This window comes from Streptomyces sp. NPDC032822, from assembly GCF_055578825.1.
In genome coordinates this window covers 41,017-55,910 of record NZ_JBVIOL010000018.1, presented here as the reverse complement: position 1 = coordinate 55,910, position 14,894 = coordinate 41,017, and the positions used below count along the sequence as shown (strand labels likewise).

Below are 14,894 nucleotides of genomic sequence, written 5' to 3'. Positions count from 1 at the left end.
CCTACGCGCGGTAAGTTTCTGGCCATGCCACGTGGACGTCACCGTCATTCACCGCCCTTGCACAGGGTGCTCCCCCCGTCGGCGATCGCAGGCGTCTCCCTCGTCTGCGCCTTCGGGCCCTGGGTGTTCTCCCAGCCGGCCGTGCTCCGCGTCATAGCCGCGGTCGCCGCGGCCATCGCGGTGGTCGGGGCGGCCGTCCTGCGCCGCTGGGACATGCAGGCGGGCAAACAGGTCGCCGACCTCACGCGCGCGCGGGCCAGTGACGAGTGGCGCTACGAGGAACGGGTCGCCGAACTGGAGACCGATCTCGACGAGTCGCGCGAGCTGCGCGTCAAGCTGGAGCAGCGGCTGCGCGCCAAGCGCACGGAACTGGCGGGGCTGCGCAACGAACACGCGGCGCTGCTGCGGCGGTACGCCACGGCGGAGACCGAGCGGGCGAGCGCCCTGGAGGGCCGCCGCCTGCTGGAGATAGGCACCCCCGGCCCGGCTCGCGAACTGTTGCCGGCGCCGGCGGCCTCCGAGGACGAGGTGGGGGCTGTGGCTGCCCCGGCCGACCCGGAGACCGACGAGATCGGTGAGACCGATCAGGTCGAGGGGATCGAGGAGACCGACGACGCCGTAGCGGCGGCGGACGACCAGGCCGGCGAGGCGGCGGGCGGGCAGTCGGACGAACGGTCCGAGGCTCCGCCGATCTTCTCCCCGGAGGGTTCCAAGCTGTTCCTGCGGGCGAAGGGCGCCCTGGCACGCTTCGGCGACGACGCCGACGGTTCGGTCAAGGCCGAGCCGACGAGCGAGCCGAAGGCCGAGGAGTCGAAGAGCGAGCCGAAGAACGCCTCCAAGGACGTGACGAAGGCGGGCCTGCGGGACGCCGTGAACGGCGAGCCGGTGAAGGTCGGTTCGGCCGAGGCGACGGCGACGAAGGCCGTCGGCAGTGACACGGAGGCCGCGCAGGAGGACGAGGCGCGGGGGAAGCCCGTGGCGGCCGACGGGCATGAGCGCGCGGCCGCCGCCATCACCGGCAAGGCCGCCCAGCCGGGCCGGCAGCCCTCCGGGCCCTCCGGACACTTCGTCGCGCCGACCGCGGTGGCGGTCGCACCGACGACGCCCGCGCGGCGTCCGCTGATGCAGGGCGGCTTCGACTTCTTCGGTACGCAGAAGGGCGCGGCCCCGGCCGCGCTGGCGGCCGTCCAGAACGAGGACCTCGCCGATGTCGTCGGCCAGGAGGCACTCGCCCTCCACAAGGCCGAGTCCGAGGCGGAGTTCAAGCCCGCGGACGAGCAGTCCCGTGGCGTCGGCCAGGTCATCGACCTGACGGCCCACGACGAGACGGAACAGATCGACGTGGAGGGACTGCGCAGCGCGGCCTCCTGAGGACGCGGGGCCCGGGGCTCAGGACACCATCCAGCGGTCGGGGCGCGCGTCCTTGCGCCCCGTCCGGGACCGCTCCGCCTGTCCGCGCAGCAGCTCGGCCGCCTCCTCCGCGTCCCGTAGCCGCGCTGTGACGGTCTTGTTGGCCCCCGTGTCCACATGGACGTCGGCGACGCGCCAGACGCGCTTCCAGGGCCCCTGCGCGAGCCGTACGCTCTGCACCTTCGCGTGCGGGACGAGTGCGAGGCTCCGCCGCAGCAGTCCGTGCCGGGCCGCGAACACGGCGTCGGTGACGACGAGTCCGTAGCCCCGCCACCACAGCGGCATGCACCGCGCGGCCCGCCGCGGCGACCGGTCCAGTGCCGACAGGGGCGGCACGGTCACGCCGGGCAGTACGCGCGCGACGACCGACTCGGCGACCTCCCGCGGGGCGACCGGCACCAGCACGGAGTTGGACGACCCGGCCACGTCCAGCTCCACCCGCACCCAGCCGCGCCGCCGCCACAGCAGCGGTTCCACGATCCGTACGGTCTGCACGCGCCCCGGCGGCACCGTCTCGTGGGTCCGGTCCAGCAGCCCGTGGTCGATCCGCAGCCCGTCCGGGGACTCGCCCACCGTCCAGTCGTACTCGCCGACGAACCGCCCCACACTGCTCGCGCCCGCCGCGCCCAGCAGCGGCAGCGCGGTCGCGAGGACCGTCCACACGCTGTGGGTGGCCAGCCACAGCACCGTCGGCACGACCAGCGCGGCCACCAGCGTGCCCCAGGTCGCGCCGGTCAGCACCAGCGAGACGGCGAGCACGCCCGGCGGCACCCGCAGCAGCTCGCGGGAGGGCGCCTCACCGACCTCGTGCGCCGTCTCGGGCGCGAAACCGGCGGCGCGCGCGAGGAGTTCCGCGCGCAGCGCACGCGCCTCCCCCTCGCCGAGGAAGGCGAGTTCGTCCTTCTTGTCGGCGCCCACGACGTCGAGTTTGAGCTTCGCGACCCCGGCGACCCGCGCGAGCAGCGGCTGGGTGATGTCGACCGCCTGGATCCGTTCGAGCCGGATGTGGGCGGTGCGCCGGAACAACAGGCCGGTACGGATGCGCAGTTCGGCGTCGGTCACCGCGAAGTGCGTGAACCACCAGGTCAGAAAGCCGTACAGGGCGGCGGCCGGCACGACCACGGCGAGCGCGATCAGCAGTGTGGTGGTGGTGAGCCGGGTCAGCTGGCGCTGCGCCTGGTCGGGGTCGTGCACCGCCCACCCGATGATGACGGCGATCGGCGCCCACGCCCGCCTGAGCGGCGTCACCGGGTGCAGCCGCCGTTCGACGACGGGCGGCTTCTCGCGTACGGCGTCGTCGACGCCCGGCGCGGTCACAGGCCCGCCGATCGGGCCTCGCCGAGCTCGGTGAGCCGGTCCCGCAGCCGTTCCGCCTCGTCCGGGTCGAGGCCCGGGATGGTCGCGTCGGTCGCCGCCGCCGCGGTGTGCAGCTGCACGCTGGCCAGCCCGAAATGACGTTCGACGGGCCCGGAGGTGACCTCGACCAACTGCATCCGCCCGTACGGCACCACGGTCTCCTCCCGCCACAGCACACCCCGGCTGATCAGCAGGTCGTCGGCGCGCTCGGCGTACCGCCAGGAGGCCCAGTTGCGGCCCAGCAGCACCCAGCCCCAGGCCGCCGACGCCAGCGGCAGCAGGGCGAACGCGGCCCAGGCCGGCCCGGAGAGCAGCCCGAGCAGCAGCCCGAGCCCCAGAGCCAGCAGCCCCAGCCACACCACCAGCAACAGCCGCCGCATCCGCAGCAGCCCCGACGGCAGCCCGATCCACACCGGCTCGTTCCCCGCGGTCCCCGTGTCTGCCGTGCTCCCCGTCTCCATACCGCCAGCGTACGTAGGAGAGACTGTGTCCATGACTCCTACGACGGAGACCATGGTCGGTATCGGCGGCGCCGCGGAGAGCACCGACATGGTGCTCAACATCGGGCCCCAGCATCCGTCCACCCACGGAGTGCTGCGTCTGAAGCTCGTCCTCGACGGCGAGCGGATCACCAGCGCGGAGCCGGTGATCGGCTATATGCACCGCGGCGCGGAGAAGCTCTTCGAGGCGCGCGACTACCGCCAGATCATCATGCTCGCCAACCGCCACGACTGGCTGTCGGCCTTCTCGAACGAGCTGGGCGTCGTCCTCGGGGTGGAGCGCATGCTCGGCATGGAGGTCCCCCGGCGCGCGGTGTGGACGCGCACGCTGCTCGCGGAGCTGAACCGGGTACTGAACCACCTGATGTTCCTCGGGTCCTACCCCCTGGAACTCGGCGGCATCACACCGGTCTTCTACGCGTTCCGGGAGCGGGAGGTGCTCCAGAACGTCATGGAGGAGGTCTCCGGCGGGCGGATGCACTACATGTTCAACCGCGTCGGCGGCCTCAAGGAGGACCTGCCGGCCGGCTGGGCCACCCGCGCGCGGGCCGCGGTCGCCGCCGTGCGCTCCCGGATGGACCGGTTCGACGACCTGGTGCTCGGCAACGAGATCTTCCGGGGGCGCACGCGGGGTGTGGGCGCGCTCGCGCCGGAGGCCGTGCACGCGTACGGCGTGAGCGGGCCGATCGCGCGCGCCTCGGGGGTCGACTTCGACCTGCGCCGCGACGAGCCGTACCTGGCCTACGGCGAGCTCCAGGACACCCTGAAGGTGGTGACCCGGCAGGAGGGCGACTGTCTCGCCCGCTTCGAGGTCCTCCTGGAGCAGACCCACAACGCCCTCGACCTCGCGGACGCCTGCCTGGACCGGCTCGCCGCACTGCCGCCCGGGCCGATCAACCAGCGGCTCCCCAAGGTCCTCAAGGCGCCCGAGGGGCACACCTACGCGTGGACCGAGAACCCGCTCGGCATCAACGGCTACTACCTCGTCAGCAAGGGCGAGAAGACCCCGTACCGGCTGAAGCTGCGGTCCGCCTCGTACAACAACATCCAGGCGCTGGCGGTACTGCTGCCGGGCACGCTGGTCGCGGACATGGTGGCGATCCTGGGGTCACTGTTCTTCGTGGTCGGGGACATCGACAAGTAGGCCGCCCAGGGAGGTCCCCGCCAGGCCCACCGGCTGGAGCAGCCACCCGAAGTCGCCGAGACCGCCCGCGGCCATGAGTTCGGCGGCCTGTCCGGCGTTCGCGAGGGCACGGACGTAGGCCGCGGGGTGGGTGGAGGCGAGCGTGAGCGGCGGGCGCGCGCCGGAGAGGTCCAGGGCGCGCAGGGCCGTGCGCTGGGTCAGGATCTGCCCGCCGGGCAACGCGCACGCGTCCAGGGCGACATGCGCGGTGATGTCGCAGGACCCGTCCGGCACGGGTGCCGTCCCGTGCCCCTCCCGGAAACCGGTGAGCGTCCCGAACGGGGGGCGCGCGCCCGCGATGTGCGCGTAGTCCACCGCCACCGCGAGCCCTCGGTCGACGGTCGCGACCGCCGCCGCCCACGCCTCGTCCCGGGGCAGCCCGATCTCCGCCCGCAGCCCCTGCTCGGCGGCCAGCGGCCACCAGCGCGCGAGCCACCGCGCCTCCGCTCCGGTGACCGTCTCCCCGAGGAGTTCGCGCCCGTCCCGCCGTACGAGCACCCGCCGCGGTACGCCCGCGGCGTCCGCCTCGGCGACGTCCACGGGCACGTTGTCCAGCCACTCGTTGGCGAACAGCAGCCCCGTGATCCCCTGCGGGGGCGCCTCCAGCCACTCGATCCGGTCGTCGAGATCCGCGGGACGGCCGGCGAGTTCGACGGCGTACCCGCGCGCGCGGGAGGCCACGTCCTCGGGCAGTACGGCGAGTACGCCGGCCACCAACTCGCCCCGTCCCGCGCCCATGTCGACGAAGTCGAGTGCCGGGGGCCGTCCCAGCGCCTCGTCGACCCGGCACAACAGCCGGGCCACGGCCCAGGCGAACAGCGGCGAGGCGTGCACGGACGTACGGAAGTGCCCGCCAGGCCCCTCGGGCCTGCGATAGAAACCCTCCGGTCCGTACAGGGCGGTCTGCGTCGCCGCCCGCCAGCCGGGCCATTCGACGTCTGTCTTCTCTTGCGTCACGCCGTCAGGCTAGGCGTACAGGGGAACAGAGCCTCCACCTTGCGGAGTATGCGCGCGTGACAGGGATCGGTCCTCCGGTTGACCCCTGCACACATCTTGCTTCCCTACGCTGGGTTACGTGCAGCGCCTCTATGACTTCCTCCGCAGGCACCCGACATGGGTCGACGGCTTCTGGGCCGTCTTCCTGTTCGGGATCTCCGTGGTGGGCGAATCCACCCGTCAGGAGGCGCAAGGCGCCGACTCACCCGCGGTGGTCATTCCCATCATCCTCCTGTTGTGCCTGGTCATCGCGGTGCGCAGGCGGATGCCGGAGAAGATGCTGCTGCTGGCCATCGGGCTCGGCGCGGCACAGCTGGTGCTGGACGCGGAGACGTCGGTCGCCAACTTCGCCTTCCTGGTGATCGTCTACACCGTGGCCGTGTCGGGCGCCCGCTGGGCCTCCCGGCTCGCGCTCGCCACCGGTCTGATCGCGGCCCCCCTGGCGCAACTGCGGTGGCCGAACCAGGACGCGGGCCAGCTGGGCAACATCGCCCAGATCGTCTTCATGACGGTGCCGTTCGCGCTGGCCTGGGTGCTCGGCGACTCGATCCGCACCCGCCGCGCCTACTTCGCACAGCTGGAGGAGCGCGCCGCGCGCCTGGAGAAGGAGCGCGAGGCCCAGGCGAAGGTCGCGGTCGCCGCCGAACGCGCCCGGATCGCCCGCGAACTGCACGACGTGGTCGCGCACAACGTGTCGGTGATGGTGGTGCAGGCCGACGGCGCCGCCTACGTCCTCGACGCCGCCCCCGACCAGGCCAAGAAGGCCCTGGAGACGATCTCCTCCACCGGCCGCCAGGCCCTCGCCGAGATGCGCCGCCTGCTGGGCGTGCTGCGCACCGGCGAGCACCAGGAGGGCGGCGAGTACGTCCCGCAGCCCGACGTCGAGCAGATCGAGGACCTCGTCGAGCAGTGCCGGGGCTCCGGGCTGCCGGTCGACTTCAAGGTCGAGGGCACCCCGCGGCCCCTGCCGAGCGGCGTCGAGCTCACCGCGTACCGCATCGTGCAGGAGGCGCTCACCAACAGCCGCAAGCACGGCGGGCCGAACACGGGCGCCAGCGTCCGCCTGGTCTACTTCGACGACGGGCTCGGCCTGCTCGTCGAGGACGACGGCAAGGGCGCCCCGCACGAGCTGTACGAGGAGGGCGGCGCCGACGGCGCGGGCCACGGCCTGATCGGTATGCGCGAGCGGGTCGGCATGGTCGGCGGCACCCTGGACGCGGGACCGCGCCCGGGCGGAGGATTCCGGATCAGCGCCCTGCTGCCGCTCAAACCGGCGCACTGACGCCGACCCACGTCCTGGGTTGACACCTGTCACGAACCCGCTCGTCACGATCCGGCCGAAACGCCAGGCCCGTCCCCGGACGTCGCCAGAAGACCCCAGACGCAACCAGAAGACGAAACCAGAAAAGAGAGGCCCCGATGACGATCCGCGTGATGCTCGTCGACGACCAGGTGCTGCTGCGCACCGGATTCCGGATGGTGCTCGCCGCCCAGCCGGACATGGAGGTCGTCGCGGAGGCGGGCGACGGTGTCGAGGCCCTGCAGGTGCTCCGTGGCACCGCCGTCGACGTGGTGCTGATGGACGTCCGCATGCCGAAGCTGGACGGTGTGGAGACCACCCGCCGCATCTGCATGGAGGACGAACCGCCGAAGGTGCTGATCCTGACCACCTTCGACCTCGACGAGTACGCCTTCTCCGGGCTGAAGGCCGGTGCCTCCGGCTTCATGCTCAAGGATGTGCCGCCCGGCGAACTGCTGGCCGCCATCCGCGCGGTGCACAGCGGCGACGCGGTGGTGGCGCCCTCGACCACCCGCCGGCTCCTCGACCGCTTCGCCCCGATGCTGCCCAGCGCCGGAAAGGAGCCCCAGTTCAAGGAGCTGGAGCGGCTCACCGACCGCGAGCGCGAGGTCATGGTGCTGGTCGCCCAGGGCCTGTCCAACGGCGAGATCGCGGCCCGGCTGGTCCTCTCCGAGGCGACCGTGAAGACCCATGTGGGCCGCATCCTCACCAAGCTGGGGCTGCGGGACCGGGTGCAGGTGGTGGTCCTGGCGTACGAGACGGGGCTGGTGCGGGCGGGCGGCGGGCAGGGTTAGGTCCGGGTCCGGGTCGGCAGCGCTCCCGGCAGCGTCGCCGGCCACCCACAAGTACGGCCGTGCTGAGGCGAGTTGATGTGGGAGGCTGTCGGCATTCGCTCGCGGGCACGGGCCGTGGCGGTCGTCGGGAGGAGCGCAGCGTGGCACAGGACGGCGTCCGGTCCGAGGAGATCGACACCAGCAGGCCGCACCCCGCGCGGATCTACGACTACCTGCTGGGCGGCAAGGACCACTACGAGGTGGACCAGCAGGCCGGCGACGCGCTCGCCGCCGCCGCACCCGAGGTGCGGATCGGCCTGCGGGCCAACCGCGCCTTCCTGGGGCGTGCCGTCCGGCACGTGGTCGGGCAGGGCGTCCGCCAGATCCTCGACATCGGCACCGGGCTGCCCACCTCGCCGAACGTGCACGAGATCGCCCACGAGGCGGCGCCGGACGTGCGCGTCGCGTACGTCGACAACGACCCCATCGTGAACGCGCACGCCAACGCGCTGCTCGGCGACTCCGGCACGACCGGCGTCGTCCTCGCCGACCTGCGTGACCCGCGGGCCATCGTCGACCACCCCGACATTCGCCGGGTCATCGACTTCGACGAGCCGGTCGCCCTGATCCTCGCCGCCGTCGTCCACTTCCTCACCGACGCGGAGAAACCGGAGCAGGTCGTCGCCGCCCTGCGCGACGCGCTGCCGCCCGGCAGCCACCTGGTGCTCTCGCACGCCACGGGCGACTTCGCCGACCGCAGCGAGGCCCAGGCCGTCTACAGCAAGGCGACCGCCACACTGAACCTGCGCTCCCACGCCGAGGTCGAGCGGTTCTTCGAGGGCTTCGAACTGGTCGAGCCCGGCCTCGCCCAGGCCCCCTTCTGGCGCCCGGACTCCCCGCCGCCGCCACGATCCGCCGAGATCGGCTTCTACGGAGGCGTGGGCCGGAAGACCGGCTGAACCGGCTGGACGGGTTGAACAGGCTGGATCGGCTGGATCGGCCGCTGGAGTACCCCCGGTCGAACCGGCTCCCCAAGGACCCCCGGTCGAACCGCTACCGGAACCGCCGCCTGGCCGCCGGTGGAGTTTCACCGGCGGCAGCCGGTCGTCGACGGCCCACCGGCCGAGCCCGCTATCGGAGGATCCCCTCCAGGAAGTCGCTGCCCAGCCGGGCCACCACGGTGACGTCCAGCTGGTGCAGGACGTACCGGCCGCGGCGGCGGGTGGTGACCAGGCCCGCCTTCTTCAGGACGCCCAGGTGCCGGGATATCTCGGGGGCCGTCATGCCGTGCACCTGCGCCAGCTCGCCCGTGGTGTACGCGCTGCGGGCCAGGTGCCGGCAGAGCCGCATACGCACGGGGTGGGAGAGGGCGGTCATCCGCAGGGCCAGCTGGTCCACCGAGGGCGGGGCGGCGAGTTCGGGCGATCCGACCGGGTAGTGCAGCACGGGCTGCCAGGCATACCGGTGCAGGACGCTCAGGTGCGGCCGGCCCAGGCTCGTCGGGACGAGCAGCAGGCCGCCCTCCTCGGTCGCCGAACGGCCATGGCCCAGCTTGTCGATCGTGATCCGCGCGGCGGGCTCGTCGAGCGTCACCGCCGGGGACACCGAGGCCAGCGCCTCGGCCAGACCCTTGCGGCGCAGCAGATCCGTCTTGTGGCGGGCGTCGGTCACGAGCTGACGTCGCAGCCGGGACCAGATCTCCCCGAAGAAGGCCTCGTCGCAGTCCTCCACGAACCGGCGCAGCCAGGCCCGGATCTGCGGTGGATCGTCCAGCAGCCGCTCGCTGAACCGCACCTGCCGCGGTCCGCGGGAGGCGGCCAGCTCCAGGGCGCGCCGGCGCAGATCCGCGTCCGAGAACGCGTGCGGGCCGTGTGAGCCGTAGGGCAGCGCACACGTGAACTCCAGGGCGGCGTCCACGAACTGCTCGTCCGTCAGCTTGTCCAGGAGATCGAGGTCCTCGGCGAGGGTGGCTCCCGGGAGCGTGCTGCGGCCCGGGATGCCGGCGAAGGGCATGAAGAGGTCCGAGAACGTCGTCCGCCACAGGAAGTCCGCCTCGCACATCCGGTCGGCCAGCCGCGGGTCGAGCCGGGCGGTCACGCCGGTCACCCAGCCCCGCAGGGCCGGGTGGTGCCCCGGCTCGGACAGCGCGTGCAGCGCCATGCCGAGCTCGGCCAGGGGCGAGGGCGCGACGGCGACCCTCTCCGGCCGCAGCCCCGCGATGTCGATGTGCACGCTCATGCCTTCATGGTGCACCCCGCCACCGACAACGCCGTTCCCGATCGACGGCCGCCGTCGTCCGGCGCGACTTCGGCCGGTGGCCGCACCGGCGGACGCGTCCTACCTGCCGGCCTCCTCGGTCACCCGTGCCACGAAGTCCGCGACCGCCGCCTTCACGTCGTCGGCCGTCCACGCCAGGCCGTCGGCCCGCACGGTGACCTCGGTGACGCCCAGACCCGGTCCGCCCCGGTCCCAGGGGACGCCGAACAGCAGCGTCTTCGTCTCCTCGGCCTGCCGTACGGCCGCCTCGGCGAGGACCTCCGGGTCGTACGGCAGCCAGACCTGGAACTCGTGGGTGTGCGGCTCCTCGGGAAAGACGCGCGCCCACGGAACGCCGGCCTCGGCGAAGCCCTCGCGCAGCGCGGCGGCGACCACGCGCGCGTGGGCCACGTACTCCGGCAGCCGGGGCAGCTCGCGGTCCAGGCCGACGAGCGCCGACAGCACCGTGGGGAACTGCTGGAAGATCAGGCCGCCGTACCGGTGCCGCCAGGTCTTCGCCTCCTCCACCAGCGCCTTCGGCCCCGCCAGCGCGGCGCCGCCGAAGCCGTCGAGGGACTTGTAGAACGACACGTAGACGCTGTCCGCGAGGTCCGCGATCTCGTGCAGGGGGCGGCCGAAGTGGACCGTGGACTCCCACAGGCGCGCGCCGTCGAAGTGCACCACCGCGTCCCGATCCCGGGCCGCCGCCACCACCTCGGTCAGCTCCTCCCAGGTGGGCAGTACGTAACCGGCGTCCCTGAGGGGCAGCTCCAGCATCAGTGCCCCGAAGGGTTCCTCGAAGGCGCGCACCTCCTCGGCGGTCGGCAGCCGGGGCTCGCTCGTCAGGCGGACCGGGCGCAGTCCGGCGACCTCGCCGAGCGCGCCGCGCTCGTGGACCTCCGGGTGGGCCAGCGCGTGCAGCGCCACCGTCGGGTTGCCGGTACGGCCCGCCCAGCAGCGCAGGGCGATCTGCTGGGCCATCGTGCCGGTCGGGAAGAACGCGGCCGCCTCCGTCCCCAGGAGCGCGGCGACGCGTCTCTCCAGGGCCTCCACGACCCGGTTGCCGTACATGTCGCCCGGTTCGTCGACGTCGTACACCTCGGGCGCCGCCTCCTGCAGCCACGCGAGCCGTTCGCGCAGCGTGCTGTGGAAGCCCGCCCGCGACAGGACGCGCTCCGCCCCCAGACAGGCGGCCGCCCGCCGGTCCCGCAGCCGCTCCCGCGCCGCCCGTGCCTCGTCCTGTTCGGGTTCCTCGCCCTGTGCCGCCGTGTCCGTCATGCTCCGGATCATGCCGTGCGGCGTTCCGCGAGGGCACCCGGATTTCCGCCGCACCGCGGCGGTTCGCGGGACGGTACGGAAACCCACAGCCTGTGGACAACCGGACCCTCCCGGAACCGATCGCGTTAACATGACGAGAAATCGTCCGGTACCCAGAGCGGACTGGAACGGGAAGGCCGCCGTCGCGTGAGTACAGTCCACCAGCCAGACCCCAAGGACCGCCCCGCGCGGCTCACCGTCGGCGTCGTCGGCGCCGGCCGGGTGGGCCCCGCGCTGGCCGCGTCCCTGCAACTCGCCGGGCACCGCCCGGTCGCCGTCTCGGGGGTCTCCGACACCTCCCGGAAGCGCGCCGCGCAGATGCTGCCCGACGTGCCGGTCGTCCCGCCCGCCGAAGTCCTCGCGCGCGCCGAACTGGTCCTGCTGACCGTCCCCGACGACGCGCTGCCCGGTCTCGTCGAGGGCCTCGCCGAGACCGGGGCCGTGCGGCCGGGCCAACTGCTGGTGCACACCTCCGGGCGGTACGGCGCGAAGGTCCTGGACCCCGCCCTGCGCGCGGGCGCGCTGCCGCTGGCCCTGCACCCGGCGATGACCTTCACCGGCACCGCCGTGGACGTCCAGCGCCTGGCCGGCTGCTCCTTCGGCGTCACCGCCCGCGACGAACTGCGGCTGGCCGCCGAGGCGCTCGTCATCGAGATGGGCGGCGAGCCCGAGTGGATCGCCGAGGCGAACCGCCCGCTCTACCACGCGGCCCTCGCGCTGGGCGCCAACCACCTGGTCACCCTGGTCGCCCAGTCCATGGAGCTGCTGCGCACGGCCGGCGTCGAGGCACCCGACCGGATGCTCGGCCCCCTGCTCGGTGCCGCCCTCGACAACGCGCTGCGCTCCGGCGACTCGGCCCTCACCGGCCCCGTCGCGCGCGGGGACGCGGGCACCGTCGCCGCCCATGTCGGCGAGCTGCGCAAGCACGCCCCGCAGACCGTCGCCGGCTACCTGGCGATGGCCCGCGCGACCGCCGACCGGGCGCTCGCCCACGGGCTGCTGAAGCCGGAACTCGCCGAGGACCTGCTCGGGGTACTCGCCGACGGGACCCGCGGCACCGAAGGGGACGCCCGATGACCACCGCCCTGCTGCGCACCGCCGCCGAACTGCACGCCCGCGCGCGGGCCGGCCGTCGCGTCGTCGTGATGACCATGGGCGCCCTGCACGAGGGCCACGCCACCCTGGTCCGCACCGCCCGCGAGATCGCGGGAGCGGACGGCGAGGTCGTCGTCACCGTCTTCGTGAACCCGCTGCAGTTCGGCCGGGGCGAGGACCTCGACCGCTACCCGCGCACCCTGGAAGCCGACCTCAAGATCGCCGAGGAGTCCGGCGCGGACGCGGTGTTCGCCCCGGCCGTCGAGGAGGTCTACCCCGGCGGCGAGCCCCAGGTCCGGGTCAGCGCCGGCCCCATGGGGGAGCGCCTGGAGGGTGCCGTGCGGCCCGGCCACTTCGACGGCATGCTCACCGTCGTCGCCAAGCTGCTGCACCTCACCCGCCCCGACGTCGCCCTGTACGGCCAGAAGGACGCCCAGCAGCTCGCCCTGATCCGCCGCATGGCACGGGACCTGAACTTCGGCGTCGAGATCGTCGGCGTACCGACCGTGCGCGAGGAGGACGGGCTCGCCCTGTCCAGCCGCAACCGCTACCTGGGCACCGCGGAGCGGCGCACCGCGCTCGTGCTGTCCCGCGCGCTGTTCGCGGGCCGTGACCGGCACGCGGCCCAGGAGGCGCTGCGCGCCCGGGCACGCGAGGTGCCCGCCACGCACGCGCGTGCCGAGGCGCTGAGCGCCCTGGGGGAGTCCCGCGCGGCGGCCGACACACACGCCGTCGCGAAGGCCGTCCCGTCCGGCCCCGGCGCCGTCCGCGCGGCCGCCCGCCAGGTCCTCGACGAGGCCGCCCGGCTGAGCCCGCCGCTGGCCCTGGACTACCTGGCGCTCGTCGACCCGTCCGACTTCACCGAGGTCGGGGACGACTTCACCGGTGAGGCCGTCCTCGCCGTCGCCGCCCGGGTCGGGACGACCCGGCTGATCGACAACATCCCACTCACCTTCGGAACCCTCGGAGCCGCCTCGTGACCAGCACAGGCATACGACTGCACGCGCCCGCCCCGGGCTGGTCCATCGACGCGGACGTGGTTGTCGTCGGCTCCGGGGTCGCCGGCCTCACCGCCGCCCTGCGCTGCGAGGCCGAGGGCCTGCGCACGGTCGTCGTCACCAAGGCCCGCCTCGACGACGGCTCCACCCGCTGGGCGCAGGGCGGCATCGCCGCGGCCCTCGGCGAGGGCGACACCCCCGAACAGCACCTGGACGACACGCTGGTGGCGGGCGCGGGCCTGTGCGACGAGGAGGCCGTCCGGATCCTCGTCACCGAGGGGCCCGACGCGGTCCGCCGGCTCATCGAGACCGGCGCCCACTTCGACGAGTCCGAAGAGGGCCGTCTGGAACTCACCCGCGAGGGCGGTCACCACCGCCGCCGCATCGCGCACGCGGGCGGCGACGCCACCGGCGCGGAGATCTCCCGGGCGCTCGTCGAGGCGGTCCGCGCGCGGGGACTGCGCACGGTCGAGAACGCGCTCGTCCTGGACCTCCTCACGGACGCCGACGGCCGTACCGCGGGCGTGACCCTGCACGTCATGGGCGAGGGCCAGCACGACGGCGTGGGCGCCGTGCACGCCCCCGCGGTCGTCCTCGCGACCGGCGGCATGGGCCAGGTCTTCTCCGCGACCACCAACCCGTCCGTGTCGACGGGCGACGGCGTGGCGCTCGCCCTGCGCGCCGGCGCCGAGGTCTCCGACCTCGAATTCGTCCAGTTCCACCCGACGGTGCTCTTCCTGGGCGCCGACGCCGAGGGCCAGCAGCCCCTGGTCTCCGAGGCGGTACGCGGCGAAGGCGCCCACCTGGTGGACGCCGACGGTGTGCGCTTCATGGTCGGGCAGCACGAACTCGCCGAACTCGCGCCCCGGGACATCGTCGCCAAGGGCATCATGCGCCGCATGCAGGAGCAGGACGCCGAGCACATGTTCCTCGACGCCCGGCACTTCGGCGCCGACATGTGGGAGCACCGTTTCCCGACGATCCTCGCCGCCTGCCGCACCCACGACATCGACCCGGTCCACGACCCCATCCCGGTCGCCCCGGCCGCCCACTACGCCTCCGGCGGCGTCCGCACCGACGCCCGGGGCCGTACGACCGTCGCCGGCCTGTACGCGTGCGGCGAGGTCGCCTGCACCGGGGTGCACGGCGCGAACCGGCTCGCGTCGAACTCCCTCCTGGAGGGCCTCGTCTACGCCGAGCGCATCGCCGCCGACATCGCGGCCCGCCGCGCGGAGAACGGCCTCCACGCGCGCGTGCCCGCCCCCGTCGAGCACCCCCGCAAGCCCGCCCACCCCCTCCTGGCGCCCGAGGCCCGGTTCGCCATCCAGCGGACCATGACGCAGGGCGCGGGCGTGCTGCGCTCCGCCACGTCCCTCACGACCGCCGCGGACGCCCTCCAGCGGCTGCACAGCGACGCCCGGGACGCCCTCGACGAGAACGGCAAGACCGCCGAGCCCGGCGTCGACACCTGGGAGGCCACCAACCTCCTGTGCGTGGCTCGCGTCCTGGTCGCCGCCGCCCTCCTGCGCGAGGAGACCCGCGGGTGCCACTGGCGCGAGGACCACGCCGACCGCGACGACCCGACGTGGCGCCGCCACATCGTCGTACGGCTGAATCCGGACCGGACGCTGGCCGTACGCACCACGGACAGCCCAGACTTCCCATCGACCCGGCAGCAGCAGCCCCACCGTCCCCAGGAGCAGTGACAGT

At 73.6% G+C, this 14,894-nt stretch carries 13 protein-coding genes; 8 read left to right on the top strand and 5 right to left on the bottom strand.

Annotated features, from left to right (window positions below; translation table 11 throughout):
* Nucleotides 1–24 precede the first annotated feature (24 nt).
* Nucleotides 25–1,371, top strand: a complete 1,347-nt coding sequence (locus ACZ5VD_RS35815; RefSeq protein ID WP_468684690.1) for a hypothetical protein — start codon at nt 25–27, stop codon at nt 1,369–1,371.
* An 18-nt stretch (nt 1,372–1,389) separates the two neighbouring features.
* Here the strand turns inward: ACZ5VD_RS35815 and ACZ5VD_RS35810 are convergent, their stop codons facing one another.
* Both ACZ5VD_RS35810 and ACZ5VD_RS35805 read right to left on the bottom strand, forming a co-directional pair.
* Nucleotides 1,390–2,727 carry a PH domain-containing protein gene (locus ACZ5VD_RS35810; protein WP_468553052.1) on the bottom strand — a complete coding sequence of 446 codons (1,338 nt, stop codon included), beginning with the start codon at nt 2,725–2,727 and terminating at the stop codon, nt 1,390–1,392.
* On the bottom strand, nt 2,724–3,227 hold the full coding sequence (locus tag ACZ5VD_RS35805; RefSeq protein WP_468684689.1) for a PH domain-containing protein: 504 nt from the start codon (nt 3,225–3,227) through the stop codon (nt 2,724–2,726). Before ACZ5VD_RS35805 ends, ACZ5VD_RS35810 begins: the two co-directional genes overlap by 4 nt.
* Before the next feature lie 31 nt (nt 3,228–3,258).
* On the opposite strand from ACZ5VD_RS35805, the gene ACZ5VD_RS35800 reads away from it, so the two are divergent.
* Nucleotides 3,259–4,410 (top strand): NADH-quinone oxidoreductase subunit D, encoded by a 1,152-nt coding sequence (locus tag ACZ5VD_RS35800; RefSeq protein ID WP_468553054.1) that lies wholly within the window; start codon nt 3,259–3,261, stop codon nt 4,408–4,410.
* Here the strand turns inward: ACZ5VD_RS35800 and ACZ5VD_RS35795 are convergent.
* Nucleotides 4,375–5,406, bottom strand: coding sequence for an SAM-dependent methyltransferase (locus ACZ5VD_RS35795; RefSeq protein WP_468684687.1), 1,032 nt, complete (start codon nt 5,404–5,406; stop codon nt 4,375–4,377). The two genes, ACZ5VD_RS35800 and ACZ5VD_RS35795, sit on opposite strands and share 36 nt — an antisense overlap.
* Before the next feature lie 118 nt (nt 5,407–5,524).
* Between ACZ5VD_RS35795 and ACZ5VD_RS35790 the strand changes: the two genes are divergently transcribed.
* The 3 genes from ACZ5VD_RS35790 (at nt 5,525) to ACZ5VD_RS35780 (ending at nt 8,477) form a co-directional block, all read left to right on the top strand.
* Nucleotides 5,525–6,727 (top strand): sensor histidine kinase, encoded by a 1,203-nt coding sequence (locus ACZ5VD_RS35790; RefSeq protein WP_468553056.1) that lies wholly within the window; start codon nt 5,525–5,527, stop codon nt 6,725–6,727.
* 137 nt (nt 6,728–6,864) lie between these two features.
* Entirely contained in the window at nt 6,865–7,539 is a 675-nt protein-coding gene (locus ACZ5VD_RS35785) for a response regulator (RefSeq protein ID WP_468553057.1), read from the top strand.
* A 140-nt stretch (nt 7,540–7,679) separates the two neighbouring features.
* Entirely contained in the window at nt 7,680–8,477 is a 798-nt protein-coding gene (locus tag ACZ5VD_RS35780) for an SAM-dependent methyltransferase (RefSeq protein ID WP_468684686.1), read from the top strand.
* 172 nt (nt 8,478–8,649) lie between these two features.
* On the opposite strand, the gene ACZ5VD_RS35775 is transcribed toward ACZ5VD_RS35780, so the two are convergent.
* Together ACZ5VD_RS35775 and ACZ5VD_RS35770 are read right to left on the bottom strand one after the other, a co-directional pair.
* A complete protein-coding gene (locus tag ACZ5VD_RS35775) occupies nt 8,650–9,756 on the bottom strand; it encodes a DUF5937 family protein (RefSeq protein WP_468684684.1) in 1,107 nt (368 codons plus the stop codon).
* Nucleotides 9,757–9,855: 99 nt separating this feature from the next.
* Nucleotides 9,856–11,052 carry a threonine aldolase family protein gene (locus ACZ5VD_RS35770; RefSeq protein WP_468553060.1) on the bottom strand — a complete coding sequence of 399 codons (1,197 nt, stop codon included), beginning with the start codon at nt 11,050–11,052 and terminating at the stop codon, nt 9,856–9,858.
* A 186-nt stretch (nt 11,053–11,238) separates the two neighbouring features.
* Here ACZ5VD_RS35770 and ACZ5VD_RS35765 point away from each other — a divergent pair, with 186 nt between their 5' ends.
* Genes ACZ5VD_RS35765 through ACZ5VD_RS35755 form a run of 3 tightly spaced genes read left to right on the top strand, consistent with a single transcriptional unit; the run spans nt 11,239 to nt 14,890 of the window.
* Nucleotides 11,239–12,168 (top strand): Rossmann-like and DUF2520 domain-containing protein, encoded by a 930-nt coding sequence (locus tag ACZ5VD_RS35765; RefSeq protein WP_468684683.1) that lies wholly within the window; start codon nt 11,239–11,241, stop codon nt 12,166–12,168.
* The gene (panC, locus tag ACZ5VD_RS35760; protein WP_468553062.1) at nt 12,165–13,166 is read left to right on the top strand and encodes a pantoate--beta-alanine ligase; all 1,002 of its coding nucleotides are present in this window, start codon (nt 12,165–12,167) and stop codon (nt 13,164–13,166) included. Before ACZ5VD_RS35765 ends, panC begins: the two co-directional genes overlap by 4 nt.
* On the top strand, nt 13,163–14,890 hold the full coding sequence (locus ACZ5VD_RS35755) for an L-aspartate oxidase (protein ID WP_468684681.1): 1,728 nt from the start codon (nt 13,163–13,165) through the stop codon (nt 14,888–14,890). Before panC ends, ACZ5VD_RS35755 begins: the two co-directional genes overlap by 4 nt.
* The last annotated feature ends 4 nt before the right edge of the window (nt 14,891–14,894 follow it).

Coding starts and splice junctions, on each gene's coding strand:
- ACZ5VD_RS35815 (WP_468684690.1), top strand. CDS start 25: ATGCCACGTGGACGTCACCGTCATTCACCGCCCTTGCACAGGGTGCTC.
- ACZ5VD_RS35800 (WP_468553054.1), top strand. CDS start 3,259: ATGACTCCTACGACGGAGACCATGGTCGGTATCGGCGGCGCCGCGGAG.
- panC (WP_468553062.1), top strand. CDS start 12,165: ATGACCACCGCCCTGCTGCGCACCGCCGCCGAACTGCACGCCCGCGCG.
- ACZ5VD_RS35775 (WP_468684684.1), bottom strand. CDS start 9,756: ATGAGCGTGCACATCGACATCGCGGGGCTGCGGCCGGAGAGGGTCGCC.
- ACZ5VD_RS35770 (WP_468553060.1), bottom strand. CDS start 11,052: ATGACGGACACGGCGGCACAGGGCGAGGAACCCGAACAGGACGAGGCA.
- ACZ5VD_RS35785 (WP_468553057.1), top strand. CDS start 6,865: ATGACGATCCGCGTGATGCTCGTCGACGACCAGGTGCTGCTGCGCACC.
- ACZ5VD_RS35805 (WP_468684689.1), bottom strand. CDS start 3,227: ATGGAGACGGGGAGCACGGCAGACACGGGGACCGCGGGGAACGAGCCG.